Annotated in this window: 13 protein-coding genes and 1 pseudogene; 7 read left to right on the top strand and 7 right to left on the bottom strand. The window is 72.3% G+C overall.

Going from position 1 to position 12,301, the window contains the following annotated elements:
* Positions 1 to 13 precede the first annotated feature (13 nt).
* Genes purN through ACOWU6_RS14365 form a run of 3 tightly spaced genes read right to left on the bottom strand, consistent with a single transcriptional unit; the run spans position 14 to position 2,429 of the window.
* The gene (gene purN / locus ACOWU6_RS14375) at positions 14 to 604 is read right to left on the bottom strand and encodes a phosphoribosylglycinamide formyltransferase (protein ID WP_271174525.1); all 591 of its coding nucleotides are present in this window, start codon (positions 602 to 604) and stop codon (positions 14 to 16) included.
* A gap of 9 nt (positions 605 to 613) precedes the next feature.
* Positions 614 to 1,918 (bottom strand): DUF6350 family protein, encoded by a 1,305-nt coding sequence (locus ACOWU6_RS14370; protein WP_421076105.1) that lies wholly within the window; start codon positions 1,916 to 1,918, stop codon positions 614 to 616.
* Between the two features lie 58 nt (positions 1,919 to 1,976).
* Entirely contained in the window at positions 1,977 to 2,429 is a 453-nt protein-coding gene (locus ACOWU6_RS14365) for a nitroreductase family deazaflavin-dependent oxidoreductase (protein ID WP_282980299.1), read from the bottom strand.
* 170 nt (positions 2,430 to 2,599) lie between these two features.
* Here ACOWU6_RS14365 and dhaK point away from each other — a divergent pair, with 170 nt between their 5' ends.
* The 4 genes from dhaK to ligD are packed head-to-tail and all read left to right on the top strand — an operon-like array spanning position 2,600 to position 5,984.
* The gene (gene dhaK / locus ACOWU6_RS14360; protein ID WP_282980300.1) at positions 2,600 to 3,586 is read left to right on the top strand and encodes a dihydroxyacetone kinase subunit DhaK; all 987 of its coding nucleotides are present in this window, start codon (positions 2,600 to 2,602) and stop codon (positions 3,584 to 3,586) included.
* Positions 3,587 to 3,590: 4 nt separating this feature from the next.
* Entirely contained in the window at positions 3,591 to 4,223 is a 633-nt protein-coding gene (gene dhaL / locus ACOWU6_RS14355) for a dihydroxyacetone kinase subunit DhaL (RefSeq protein WP_421076104.1), read from the top strand.
* Positions 4,220 to 4,924 (top strand): dihydroxyacetone kinase phosphoryl donor subunit DhaM, encoded by a 705-nt coding sequence (gene dhaM, locus ACOWU6_RS14350; RefSeq protein WP_421076103.1) that lies wholly within the window; start codon positions 4,220 to 4,222, stop codon positions 4,922 to 4,924. Before dhaL ends, dhaM begins: the two co-directional genes overlap by 4 nt.
* 7 nt (positions 4,925 to 4,931) lie before the next feature.
* Entirely contained in the window at positions 4,932 to 5,984 is a 1,053-nt protein-coding gene (gene ligD, locus ACOWU6_RS14345; RefSeq protein WP_421076102.1) for a non-homologous end-joining DNA ligase, read from the top strand.
* A 178-nt stretch (positions 5,985 to 6,162) separates the two neighbouring features.
* Here ligD and sucD read toward each other — a convergent pair whose 3' ends face one another.
* The 3 genes from sucD to ACOWU6_RS14330 form a co-directional block, all read right to left on the bottom strand.
* Entirely contained in the window at positions 6,163 to 7,065 is a 903-nt protein-coding gene (sucD, locus tag ACOWU6_RS14340) for a succinate--CoA ligase subunit alpha (protein ID WP_271174532.1), read from the bottom strand.
* Between the two features lie 21 nt (positions 7,066 to 7,086).
* Positions 7,087 to 8,253, bottom strand: coding sequence for an ADP-forming succinate--CoA ligase subunit beta (gene sucC, locus ACOWU6_RS14335; RefSeq protein WP_271174533.1), 1,167 nt, complete (start codon positions 8,251 to 8,253; stop codon positions 7,087 to 7,089).
* 194 nt (positions 8,254 to 8,447) lie between these two features.
* Positions 8,448 to 8,600, bottom strand: coding sequence for a hypothetical protein (locus ACOWU6_RS14330; RefSeq protein ID WP_271174534.1), 153 nt, complete (start codon positions 8,598 to 8,600; stop codon positions 8,448 to 8,450).
* Positions 8,601 to 8,670: 70 nt separating this feature from the next.
* Here ACOWU6_RS14330 and ACOWU6_RS14325 point away from each other — a divergent pair, with 70 nt between their 5' ends.
* The 3 genes from ACOWU6_RS14325 to bcp all read left to right on the top strand — a co-directional run bounded on the left by ACOWU6_RS14325 (position 8,671) and on the right by bcp (position 12,008).
* Positions 8,671 to 9,900, top strand: a complete 1,230-nt coding sequence (locus ACOWU6_RS14325; RefSeq protein WP_421076101.1) for an acyl-CoA dehydrogenase family protein — start codon at positions 8,671 to 8,673, stop codon at positions 9,898 to 9,900.
* Between the two features lie 43 nt (positions 9,901 to 9,943).
* Complete coding sequence (locus tag ACOWU6_RS14320) at positions 9,944 to 11,401, top strand: NAD(P)/FAD-dependent oxidoreductase (protein ID WP_324014162.1); 1,458 nt, start codon at positions 9,944 to 9,946, stop codon at positions 11,399 to 11,401.
* 136 nt (positions 11,402 to 11,537) lie between these two features.
* Positions 11,538 to 12,008 (top strand): thioredoxin-dependent thiol peroxidase, encoded by a 471-nt coding sequence (gene bcp, locus ACOWU6_RS14315; protein ID WP_282980312.1) that lies wholly within the window; start codon positions 11,538 to 11,540, stop codon positions 12,006 to 12,008.
* Between the two features lie 86 nt (positions 12,009 to 12,094).
* Here bcp and ACOWU6_RS14310 read toward each other — a convergent pair.
* Positions 12,095 to 12,301, bottom strand: a pseudogene (locus tag ACOWU6_RS14310) (HNH endonuclease); the annotation flags it as partial.

Raw genomic sequence — 12,301 nt, 5'->3', positions numbered from 1 at the left:
TTCGGGGTTCGGGTCAGCGCGAGGGGTTCTCGAGATCGATCTCGCCCGCGGCGATCCCGCGGACGACGTCGATGAGCAGGCGGCGCTCGACGGGCTTGATGCGCTCGTGCAGCGCGGCCTCGTCGTCGCCCGGGAGCACGGGCACGCGCTCCTGCGCGAGGATCGGCCCGCTGTCCACGCCGTTGTCGACGATGATGACGCTCGCCCCGGTCTCCTCGACGCCCGCGGCGAGCGCGTCGCGCACGCCGTGCGCGCCCGGGAACTCGGGGAGGAAAGCGGGGTGCGTGTTGATCATGCGCGGCGCGAACTCGTCGACGAGCGCGGAGGGCAGCAGGCGCATGAGGCCGCTCAGCACGATGAGATCCGCGCCGATGCGGCGCAGCTCCTCGGCCAGCGCGGCGCCCCAGGCCTCGCGCGACGGATGGTCGCGATACGGGACCGTGAAGGTCGGGATGCCGAACTCCTCGGCGTGGGCGAGGCCCGCCGCGTCGCGGTCGGCGCCGACGGCGACGATCCGAGCGGGGAATCCGGGTTCGCTCGCGGCTTCGAGGAGGGCGCGGAGATTCGAACCGGTGCCAGAGATGAGGACGGCGACCGAGAGCACGCGGCCAGTCTACCGGCGCGCGAGTTCGTCCCCGTCGGCGAGCACGGCCGCCCCGTCCGCCGTCCCGGCGGCATGCCCGTGCGGGCGGGGCGAGAGGAGCAGGATGGCCGCGCCGACGAGCACCTCGAGGCCCACCGCGAGGGCGACCGGACCGGGATCGGGGCCGACGGTCGCGAGCCGCCCAGGGCCGATGGATCCCGATGAGAGAGCCGCGATGCCGGCCGCCCCGGCTCCCGCGATGGCGGCGATGGCGATCGCGAGCACGACCCGAGGCGACACCGGCTCGTGCGGCGAGGGATGGTCCTCGTCCTCGGGGCGTTCGATCTCCCACTCCGCCGCGAGCGCCGAGCGCACGTGCCACCCGGCCAGCGCGCCCGCCGCGACGGGCAGGAGCGCGACGAGCAGCAGCCATCCCGAGCCCTGCTCCGGGAGGAGGCCGAGCATCGGGATGCCGGGCACGACGCCGAGCTGCGTGCCGGCCGGGGAGACCGTGGTCGCCGCGCCGACCGCGAAGCCCGGCCCCGCGATCCAGGACACGGCCCAGCCGATGAGCGTCGGCAGGTACGCGACCTGCGCGAGCGCGACGGCGGTCGCGCCGAGGGCGTCGACCTGCGCCTGCTCGAAGAGGGCGACGACGGCGTCCGCGCGGACGAGCACGGCCACGACGACCGCGAGCGCGGCGGCGCCGACGACGGCAGCGAGGGCGACGGCGCCGCCGCGCACCGCGAGCGTGGGGATCTCGCGCCACTTCGACGACCATCCGTCGACCCGCTCGTGCACGAGGTCCGCGAGGCCGCCGTCGCCCTCGCTCCAGCCCTCGGCCCACGCGCCGGCGGCCGCCCCGACCGCGTAGACGGCGGTCGGCAGGAGCACAGCCTGCCAGGCCTCGACGCGTGCGAGCTCGCTCCCCGAGGTCGCGAGGACGACCGCCGCGATGATCGCGGTCATCGCGATGCCCGCGAGGACGCCCACCGCTCCGGCGCCCGAGCGGACGGCGCGACGGCCGGAGCGGGCCGCGAAGAGCGCCGCGAAGACCGCGAACGCAAGCGGAGCGAGGGTCAGCGTGAAGGTGGCCGCCTCGTCGGGCAGGCCGAGCGCCACGACGGCGTCCTCGTCGAACGCGAGAGACAGCGGGACGAGGTTGCCGAGCTGCCAGATCCGCGCTGTCGTCGGCCACAGGCCTGCCCAGTCGGCCGTCAGGCCGAACGTGAACGTCCACAGGAGCGTCAGCGGCGCGAGGACGACGGCGAGGCCGACCAGCGCCGCCACGAGCGCGTCGAACGCGGCGAGCAGGGCGATGAGGATCCGATGCATGGCGTCACGACCCTACCCGCGGGCCCCGGGAGATCCCCGGACCCGCGCCGGGGCCGCGCTACGCCGCGATCGGCTCGAGGACGAAGACCGCGATCCGGCGCTCCGTGCGCTCCTGGTACTCGGCGTACGGCGGGTACGCCGCGACGGCGCGCTCCCACCACTGGGCGTACTCGTCGCTGTCGACGTCGAGCTCGCGCGCGAGGTAGTCGCGCTTCACGGCGCCGTCCTGCAGCTCGACGTGCGGGTGCGCGGCGATGTTGAAGTACCACGCGGGCGGCTTCGGCGCCCCGCCCTTCGAGGCGACGAGCGCGTAGACGCCCTCGTGCTCGACGCGCATGAGGGCCGTCTTGTGCAGCTTCCCGCTGCGGGCGCCGACGTTCGTCACGACGACGATCGGCCAGGACGTGCCCGGCAGGACGGAGGCCTCGGCGCCGTTCGACGCCTCGTAGGCCTCGGCCTGCTGACGTGCCCATTCGGATGTGCTCGGTGCGTACTCTCCCTGAAGCGGCATGCTCCGAGCCTACGATCCCGTCGGGCCATCGGCTCCGGCCATCCACATGCACATCCGTCCCCTCCCCTTGACACCCCGCGATCGTCCTGCCGATAGTGAGGCGTACACGGCTGGCGCTGGCATCGACGCGAGGGAGCAGGGATGTCCGGATGGGCTCGGAGGAGCAGGCGATGAAGAAGCTGATCGGCGACACCGCGGCGGTCGTCACAGATGCCCTGGTCGGCATGGAGGCGGCCCTGCCGCAGCTCCGCGTGGACCACGAGAACCGGGTCGTCCTCCGCGCGACGCCCAAGGACGCAGGCAAGGTGGCGCTCGTGTCGGGCGGCGGATCGGGACATGAGCCGCTGCACGGCGGCTACGTCGGCTACGGGATGCTCGACGCGGCGTGCGCGGGCGAGGTGTTCACCTCCCCCACCCCCGACCAGGTGCTGGCGGCCACGAGCGCGGTCGATCGCGGCGCAGGCGTGCTGCACATCGTGAAGAACTACACCGGCGATGTCATGAACTTCGAGATGGCGGCCGAGCTCGCGGAGGCGGAGGTCGCGTCCGTCCTCGTGCACGACGACGTCGCGGTGGAGGACTCGCTCTACACGGCCGGGCGCCGCGGGGTGGGCCTCACGGTGCTCCTCGAGAAGATCGTGGGCGCTGCCGCCGAGGAGGGCGCGCCCCTCGACGAGGTCGTGCGGATCGCGGAGGCGGTGTCGGCGCAGGGACGCTCGATGGGCATGGCGCTCACGAGCTGCACGGTGCCCGCGGCGGGCAAGCCCACGTTCGACCTGCCCGACGACGAGATGGAGATCGGCATCGGCATCCACGGCGAGCCAGGGCGACGCCGCGTGAAGGTCGCACCCGCACCGGACATCGCCGAGATGCTCGTCGACCCGATCCTCCACGACTTCGACGCGGCGGGCGGGCCGGTGATCGCGATGCTGAACGGCATGGGCGGCTCCCCGCTTCTCGAGCTCTACCTCATGTACGGCGAGGTCGCGAAGCTGCTCGAGAAGGCGGGCGTGCGCGTCGCACGCACCCTCGTGGGCGACTACATCACGTCGCTCGACATGGCGGGGTGCTCGCTCACGCTCCTGCGCGCCGACGACGAGATGCTGCGTCTGTGGGACGCGCCCGTCGAGACGCCCGGCCTGCGCTGGGGGCGGTGATCGGATGGCGTTCGACATCGCAGCGCTCGGACGCTGGGTCGCGCTCTTCCGCGATCGCGTCTCCGACGAGCAGGAGCGGCTGACGGCGCTCGACTCCGCGATCGGCGACGCCGACCACGGTGCGAACATGGCGCGCGGCACCGCGGCGGCCGTCGCGAAGCTCGAGTCGGCCACGCCCACGACCGTCGGCGAGTTCGGGAAGGCTGTGGGGATGGCGCTCGTCTCGACCGTGGGCGGTGCGAGCGGCCCGCTGTACGGCACCTTCTTCCTGCGCTTCGGCGCGAGCGGCGGCGACGGCGCCGAGCTCGATGGCCCCGCGCTCGCCGCCGCGCTGCGCGCGGGCCTCGAGGGCGTCGTGTCGCGCGGCAAGGCGGAGCCCGGCGACAAGACGATGATCGACGCGATGGCCCCGGCGGTCGACGCGTTCGAGGCGGGCGCATCCGACCTCGTCTCCGCCGCGCGCTCGGCCGCACGGGCTGCGCGCGCGGGAAGCGACGCGACCGAGCCGCTCGTCGCACGCAAGGGACGCGCGAGCTATCTCGGCGAACGCAGCGCGGGGCACCTCGACCCCGGTTCGGTCTCGACCGCGCTCCTGTTCGAGGCGCTCGCCGCGGCGGCGGAGGAGGTCTCGGCATGATCGGCTTCGTCGTGGTCTCGCACAGCGTCGCCCTCGCGGAGGCGGCTGTCGCGCTCGCGAGCGAGATGGCCGGCCCTGTGGCGCCCCGGATCGCCGTCGCGGCCGGAACGGCGGAGGGCGGGATGGGCACGGATGCCGCGCTCATCGCGCGGGCGATCGAGTCGGTCGCCTCGCCCGACGGCACTCTCGTCTTCACGGACCTGGGATCGGCCATCCTCAGCGCCGAGCTCGCCTTCGATCTCGCCGGCGCCGCCGAGGGGCCGGTGCGCCTCGCTGCGGCTCCGCTCGTGGAGGGCCTCGTCGCCGCGGTGGCGCGAGCCGGCGCGGGCGGCGACCTCGTCGAGGTCGAGCGCGAGGCGCGCCGCGCCCTCGACGCCAAGCTGCGGCACCTCGGCGTGGAGGGCGAGTCCGTCCCCGCTGAGGAGAAGCCCACGGGGCGCTCGGAGTCGTTCCTGCTGACGAACGAGATCGGGCTCCATGCGCGGCCGGCGGCCGCGCTCGCGGGCGCCCTGCGCGGCCTCGACGCGGTCGTCCGGATCGGCACCGCCACGAAGCCCGCGGTCGACGGGCGCAGCCTCGTCGGACTCATGGCGCTCGGCGCCCGCAAGGGCGACACGATCGACGTGACCGCCGACGGGCCCGACGCGGAGCGCGCGATCTCGGCCATCCGCGACCTCGTCGCGTCGGGCTTCGGCGAGTAGGCGCGCAGTGGCCTCCGAGCGCGTCACGCTCACGATCCCCGGACCGGATGGCGACCGCGAGGTGAGCCTGTCGAGCCCGGGGCGCGTCGTGTGGCCCGAGGCCGGGGTGACCAAGCGCGACCTCGCGGAGTACCTCATCGCGGTGTCGGGACCGTTCCTCGCGCACAGCGGCCATCGGCCGGTGTCGCTCGAGCGCTTCCCCGGGTCCGTCGACGGCGAGAGCTTCTTCTCGAAGAACCCGCCCAAGGGCGCACCCGCCTACGTCGAGTCGGTGCCCGTGACGTACAACAGCGGCAGGCGCCATCCGCAGCTCGTCCTCACCGAGCCGGCGTCGGCCGTGTGGGCCGCGCAGATGAACACCGTCGTGTTCCACCCGTGGGCGTCTCTTGCAAGCGACGCCGACCATCCCATCGAGCTGCGGATCGACCTCGACCCGCAGCCGGGCACCGACTTCGCCGACGTCGTCTTCGCGGCGCACGCGATGCGCGAGGTGCTCGACGAAGCCGGCCTCACGTCGTGGATCAAGACGAGCGGCAGCCGCGGGATCCACCTCTTCTGCCCCATCGAGCCGCGGTGGGAGTTCCTCGAGGTGCGCCACGCGGTGATCGCCGCGGGGCGCGAACTCGAGCGGCGCCATCCGTCGCGCGTGACGATGAGCTGGTGGAAGGAGGAGCGCGGGGAGCGCGTCTTCATCGACTTCAACCAGGCCAACCGCGACCGCACGATGGCGGGCGCCTACAGCCCGCGGGCGCTCCCGCAGGCGACCGTGTCGACGCCGCTCTCCTGGGACGAGCTCGACGACGTCGATCCGCTCGCGCTCACCGTGCGCACCGTGCCCCGGCGCCTCGAGGAGGTCGGCGACCCGTGGGCCGCGTTCGGCGATGCGCCCGCCCGCATCGACACGCTCCTCGAGTGGTGGGAGCGCGACCTCGCCGACGGCCTCGGCGAGCTGCCGTTCCCGCCCGAGTTCCCGAAGATGCCCGGCGAGCCGCCGCGCGTGCAGCCCTCGAAGAAGGTCGCCGAGCACTGGGACGCGCAGGGCAACCGCGTCGACGACTGAATGCAGCGAGCCGCCCCCGGGATGATCCCGGGGGCGGCTCGCTGCGTTTCGACTCGCTGCGTTTCGACTCGCTGCGTTTCGACTCGCTGCGTTTCGACTCGCTGCGTTTCGACTCGCTGCGTTTCGACTCGCTGCGCTCGCTCAACGACCGGAGGCGGCTCGCTGCGCTCGCTGAGTCTTAGAGGGACTCGATGATCTCGCGCATGAGGGCGGCCGTCTCGCTCGGGGTCTTCCCGACCTTGACGCCGGCGGCCTCGAGGGCCTCCTTCTTCGCCTGCGCGGTGCCGGCCGAGCCGGACACGATCGCGCCCGCGTGGCCCATCGTCTTGCCCTCGGGGGCGGTGAAGCCCGCGACGTAGCCGACGACCGGCTTCGTGACGTTCGCCTTGATGAACTCGGCCGCGCGCTCCTCGGCGTCGCCGCCGATCTCGCCGATCATGACGATCGCCTTCGTCTCGGGGTCGGCCTCGAACGCCTCGAGGGCGTCGATGTGCGTCGTGCCGATGACGGGGTCGCCGCCGATGCCGATGGCCGTCGAGAAGCCGAGGTCGCGCAGCTCGAACATCATCTGGTAGGTCAGCGTGCCCGACTTCGAGACGAGGCCGATCGGGCCCTTGCCCGTGATGTTCGCGGGCGTGATGCCGACGAGCGACTCGCCCGGCGTGATGATGCCGGGGCAGTTCGGGCCGATGATGCGGGTCTTGTTGCCCTTCTCGATCGCGTACGCCCACGCCTCCGCGGTGTCGCCGACGGGCACGCCCTCGGTGATCACGACGAGGAGGGGGATCTCGGCGTCGATGGCCTCGACCATCGCGTCCTTCGTGAACGCGGGCGGCACGAACGCGATCGACACGTCGGCGCCGGTCTTCTCGATCGCCTCGGCGACCGATCCGAAGACGGGGAGCTCGACCTCGCCCTCGCCGGGCTTCTCGTGCGTGACGGTGGTGCCTGCCTTGCGGGCGTTCACGCCGCCGACGATGTTCGTGCCGGCCTTGAGCATGAGGGCGGTGTGCTTGGTGCCCTCGCCGCCCGTGATGCCCTGGACGATGACCTTGGAGTCCTTGTTGAGGTAGATCGACATGTCTCTAGTCCCTTTCCCGGCTCAGGCGTTCGCCAGCTCGGCGGCCTTGTCGGCGCCCTCGTCCATGCCGGCCGCGAGCGTGACCAGCGGGTGGTTGGCCCCCTGCAGGATCGCGCGGCCCTCTTCGACCTGGTTGCCGTCGAGGCGCACCACGAGCGGCTTGGTGGCGTGGTCCCCGAGGATCTCGAGGGCCTTCACGATGCCCTCCGCCACGGCGACGCACGACGTGATGCCGCCGAAGACGTTGACGAAGACGCTCTTGACCTGCTCGTCGCCGAGGATGACGTCGAGGCCGTTGGCCATGACCTGCGCGTTCGCGCCGCCGCCGATGTCGAGGAAGTTGGCGGGCTTCACGCCGCCGTGCTTCTCGCCCGCGTACGCGACGACGTCGAGCGTCGACATGACGAGGCCCGCGCCGTTGCCGATGATGCCGACCTGGCCGTCGAGCTTGACGTAGTTGAGGCCGTTGGCCTTGGCCTTCGCCTCGAGCGGGTCGGCCGCCTCCTTGTCCTCGAGCTCCTCGTGCTCGGGGTGGCGCACCTCGCTCGCGTTGTCGTCGAGCGAGACCTTGCCGTCGAGGGCGACGATGTCGCCGGCGCCGGTGAGCACGAGCGGGTTCACCTCGACGAGCGTCGCACCCTCGGTCTTGTAGACCTCGTAGAGCTTGACGAACACGTCGGCGACCTTCTCGACGAGCTCCTCGTCCCAGCCGCCCGCGCGGGCGATCTCGACGGCCTTCTCCTTGTCGATACCGCGCAGCGGGTTCACCTCGACGCGCGCGAGCGCCTCGGGCTTCTCGACGGCGAGCTGCTCGATCTCCATGCCGCCCTCGACGCTCGCGAGCGACAGGTAGGAGCGGTTGGCGCGGTCGAGGAGGACCGAGAAGTAGAACTCGCGCGCGATGTCGGCGCCCTGCGCGACCATCACGCGCTTGACGATGTGGCCCTTGATGTCGAGGCCGAGGATGGCCTTCGCGGCCTCGTATGCCTCGTCGGGGGTCTTCGCGACCTTGACGCCGCCGGCCTTCCCGCGCCCGCCGGTCTTGACCTGGGCCTTGACCACCACGACGCCGCCGATCTTCTCGGCTGCCGCCTTCACCTCCTCGGGGGTGTCCGCGACGATGCCGGCGAGCACCGGCACCTCGTACTTCTCAAAAAGGTCTCGAGCCTGGTACTCGTACAGATCCACGTTGCATTCCTTCGATGGGGCCACGGGACAAGACGCGTGGAAACGTCTCGACGTCGAGAGATCTCGACCGATGCTCAAGCCTACTACCGCGCGGTGACCGCTCCCTGCGGGCCTCCCGGTGAGCGGCGCGAGCGGGCATGAAGAAGGCGGCCCCGGATCATCCGGAGCCGCCTGCACGCGGAGGGAGGGCGGTGCTACCTCGCCTTGGTGTGCATGGGCAGGGCCATGGCGAGGCACACGAGCAGGATGCCCGCCGCGAACACCAGGGCCTGGAACGCCGGCACCATGAAGGCGACGCCGAACAGCGCCAGCCCGCCGAGGAAGAGAACCAAAGCGACGATGAACATCTCTGCTCCTTTTTGAAGACTTCCTCCAGCTTAGATGATCCCGGGCGGGGCCCCTGCCTAGCCTGTCGCCATGGCAACGGAGCTCCTCCCCGGCGAGAAGGTGTCGACGTACGACGTCGCGAAGGTTCTGGACATCGACTACTACGCGGTGTTCTCGGATGTCTCGGGCGAAGACCGCGAGGTCTGGTCCCGCGCGCGCGAGATCGGGCAGCGCCTCGCTCCCCGCATGCGCGAGGCGTGGGAGCGCGCGGAGTATCCGCTCGAGGTCCTGCCTGAGCTGGGAGCCGCCGGCCTCTACGCGGACGGCATCGATCATCCGGCCATCCCCCGCCTGTCGCCGCTGGCCGCGGGGCTGGTCAACATGGAGATGTCTCGGCACGACGGCTCGCTCGGAACGATCCTCGCCGTCCAGGGCGGGCTCGCCCTCCGCACGCTCGCGCTGTTCGGCAGCGAGGCGCAGCAGGAGCGCTGGCTCGGGCCGCTGCAGACGGGCGAGGTGCTCGGCTCCTTCGCGCTGACGGAGCCCGATCACGGATCGGATTCGACGTCGCTCGAGACCGTCGCGCGTCGAGACGGCGACGGGTGGGTGCTGCGCGGCGCCAAGAAGTGGATCGGCAACGGCGCATCGGGCGGCATCACGTTCGTCTGGGCGCGCGTGGATGACGAAGGCGACCCCGACCATGGCGCGGTCCGGTGCTTCCTCGTGGAGCAGGACGCGCCGGGCTATGCCGCCGACGTCATCGCGGGCAAGGTCGCGCTGCGCGCCATCCATCAGGCGCACATCCGCCTCGACGACGTGCGGGTGCCGGCCGACGCCGTGCTCCCGGGCGCGCACTCGTTCAAGGACGCGACGACGGTGCTCTTCGCGACCCGCTCGGGGGTCGCCTGGTCGGCGCTCGGGCACGCGACAGCCTGCTTCGAGGCCGCCCTCTCGTACGCGACGCAGCGCGAGCAGTTCGGCCGCCCGCTCGCGCGCTTCCAGATGGTGCAGGAGCGCCTGACGCAGATGCTCGCCCAGCTCACGTCGATGCAGCTGTTCCTGCGCCGCCTCGCCGACCTCGAGGCGGCCGGCGGCATGCGCGCGACGCAGGCGTCGCTCGCGAAGTACCACTGCACGCGGACGGCGCGCGATGTCGCCCGGACGGCGCGCGACATGCTCGGTGGGAACGGCATCCTCCTCGAGAACGTCGTCATGCAGCATCTCGCCGACATCGAGGCGATCCACACCTACGAGGGCACCGAGAGCGTCCAGGCGCTGCTGCTCGGCCGCGACCTCACCGGGATGAGCGCGTTCGTCTGACCTCGGCGGCCCGGCCGTCGCGGGCCCCTGGCAGGATGGGCCTATGACGACTCGGCGAGCGACGGTGGTGGGCAGCGGACCGAACGGGCTCTCCGCCGCGGTGGCGCTCGCGCGGGCCGGCTTCGACGTCACCGTGATCGAGGCGCACTCCGGGATCGGCGGCGGAACCCGCACGGCCGAGCTCACGCTGCCGGGGTTCCGTCACGACGTGTGCTCTGCCGTGCATCCGGCCGCGTTCACCTCGCCCTTCTTCGACGCGTTCGGCATGCGCGAGAAGGTCGGATGGCTCGTGCCCGACGCGTCGTACGCGCATCCGCTCGACGGCGGCCGCGCCGCGATCGCCTGGCGCGACATCGCGCGGACCGCCGACGGGCTCGGGGTCGACCGCCGGGCGTGGAACGCGATGCTCCGCCCGCTCGCGCGCCACATCGACGCAGTCGCCGACGTGACCGGCAATCAGATGCTGCGCGTGCCGCGGCATCCGGTCACCTTCGTGCGCTTCGGACTCCGGGCACTCGAGCTCGGCTCACCGCTCGGCCGGCACTCGTTCCGCAGCGAGGAGGCGCACGCGCTCCTCACGGGCGTGATCGCGCACGCGAACACCGCTCTGCCCTCGGTCGCCGCATCGGCGGCGGGGCTGCTGCTCGCCTCCCAGGCGCATGCCGGGGGCTGGGGATTCCCCGTCGGCGGCGCCCAGGCCATCCCCGACGCTCTCGCGGAGGATCTGCGCGCGCACGGCGGCCGGATCGAGACGGGTCGCCGGGTCGACGATCTGTCCGCGCTCGACTGGGGCGACCCGGCGCGCGGCGACGTCCTCGTCCTCGACACCTCGCCGCGTCTCGCGCTCACGCATCCCGACGCGCACGGCTCCTGGGCCGCGGCCATCCGCCGATTCCGGTACGGGCCGGGGGCCTCGAAGGTCGACTTCGCGCTCGACGGGCCCGTGCCGTGGGCGCACCCCGATGTGCACCTCTCCCCCACCGTGCACATCGGCGGAACCCGCGCCGAAATCGAGGCGGGCGAGAACGCCGTCGCCCGCGGGCGCGTGCCCGAGCGGCCGTTCGTGCTCGCCGCCCAGCCGTCCATCCTGGACCCCACGCGCGCTCCGAAGGGCAAGAGCGTGCTGTGGACGTACATCCACGTGCCGCCGGGGTCGAGCGTCGACGCGACCGAGACGGTGACGCGGCAGATCGAGCGCTTCGCACCCGGCTTCCGCGACCGCATCCTCGCGTCGCACGCCACGACCGCCACCGAGTTCGCCGTGTACAACCCGTCGGCCGTGGGCGGCGACTTCGCCGGCGGCGCCGTGACCTTCCGGCAGCTGATCGGCCGCCCCGTCCTCTCCACCTCGCCGTGGCGCACCCCGATGAAGGGCGTCTACCTCGCGTCGGCGTCGACCCCTCCCGGCCCGGGCGTGCACGGGATGGCCGGCTGGTTCGCCGCGCGTCTCGCGATCGCCGATGCGACGGGTGAGCGCGTCGAGCTCGAGGACCTGTTCTAGGACAGGCCGCTCAGATCCACCCCTTCTCGCGGGCGATCCGGGCCGCCTGCGCGCGGTTGGACGCGCCGGGCGTCCGTCTGACGCCTGGCTTGCTCAGAGCGGCCGCCCGGCCGGCGCCGCTTAGGCTGGGAAGCCTATGACTTCGCGCCTCGAACCCGGTACCGTCGCTCCTGCCTTCACGCTGCTCGACCAGGATGAGAAGAGCGTCTCGCTCTCCGACCTCCGCGGGCGGAAGGTCGTCCTCTACTTCTACCCGGAGGCGCTCACGGTCGGATGCGCCAAGCAGGCGTGCGACTTCCGCGACAGCCTCGGCTCGCTGCAGAGCGCCGGGTACACGGTGGTCGGCGTCTCGCGCGACGAGCCCGAGAAGCTGCGCCGCTTCCGTGAGCGCGACGGCCTGACCTTCGACCTGCTGAGCGACCCCGACCACGCGGTGCACGATGCGTACGGCACGTGGGGCGAGAAGAACAGCTACGGCCGGATCATCGAGGGAGTCATCCGCTCGACGTTCGTGCTCGACGAAGAGGGCGTCATCGAGAAGGCCCTCTACAACGTCAAGGCGACCGGGCACGTCGCGCGGCTGCGCCGCGACCTCGGCATCGACTGACCCGCCTCAGCGCTCGCGCCCGCGGTCCCCGACACTCTCGTCGGCGGCCGCGGCGGCTCGCGCCATGCCGTGGTGGGTCAGGTGGGTCAGGTGCGGATGCGGGTGAGGGTGCGGCGGAGGCGGGTGCGTATGCGGGTGGCGGAGCCTTGTGCGGGGCGGGGTGTGCAGTCGCGGTCGATCCAGCGGGGCGGGACGATGTAGGGCACGCCGTGGTGCATGTGGATGTTCCAGCCGGAGGTGTCGAGGTGGTGGTGGTGCCACCAGCAGAGCAGGACGCCGTTGTCGGTTTCGGT

This window comes from Microbacterium sp. SA156 (assembly GCF_049065455.1).
In the GTDB taxonomy this organism is placed as follows: domain Bacteria; phylum Actinomycetota; class Actinomycetes; order Actinomycetales; family Microbacteriaceae; genus Microbacterium; species Microbacterium barkeri.
Note: the sequence above shows the minus strand (reverse complement) of the source record. Positions and strands in the feature narration are given on the sequence as shown.

What these genes read in the sequence shown, in the direction of transcription:
- dhaM (WP_421076103.1), top strand. Translation starts at nt 4,220, where the DNA reads ATGATCGGCTTCGTCGTGGTCTCGCACAGCGTCGCCCTCGCGGAGGCG.
- sucD (WP_271174532.1), bottom strand. Translation starts at nt 7,065, where the DNA reads ATGTCGATCTACCTCAACAAGGACTCCAAGGTCATCGTCCAGGGCATC.
- ACOWU6_RS14330 (WP_271174534.1), bottom strand. Translation starts at nt 8,600, where the DNA reads ATGTTCATCGTCGCTTTGGTTCTCTTCCTCGGCGGGCTGGCGCTGTTC.
- bcp (WP_282980312.1), top strand. Translation starts at nt 11,538, where the DNA reads ATGACTTCGCGCCTCGAACCCGGTACCGTCGCTCCTGCCTTCACGCTG.
- ACOWU6_RS14325 (WP_421076101.1), top strand. Translation starts at nt 8,671, where the DNA reads ATGGCAACGGAGCTCCTCCCCGGCGAGAAGGTGTCGACGTACGACGTC.
- ACOWU6_RS14320 (WP_324014162.1), top strand. Translation starts at nt 9,944, where the DNA reads ATGACGACTCGGCGAGCGACGGTGGTGGGCAGCGGACCGAACGGGCTC.
- ACOWU6_RS14370 (WP_421076105.1), bottom strand. Translation starts at nt 1,918, where the DNA reads ATGCATCGGATCCTCATCGCCCTGCTCGCCGCGTTCGACGCGCTCGTG.
- dhaK (WP_282980300.1), top strand. Translation starts at nt 2,600, where the DNA reads ATGAAGAAGCTGATCGGCGACACCGCGGCGGTCGTCACAGATGCCCTG.
- ACOWU6_RS14365 (WP_282980299.1), bottom strand. Translation starts at nt 2,429, where the DNA reads ATGCCGCTTCAGGGAGAGTACGCACCGAGCACATCCGAATGGGCACGT.
- dhaL (WP_421076104.1), top strand. Translation starts at nt 3,591, where the DNA reads ATGGCGTTCGACATCGCAGCGCTCGGACGCTGGGTCGCGCTCTTCCGC.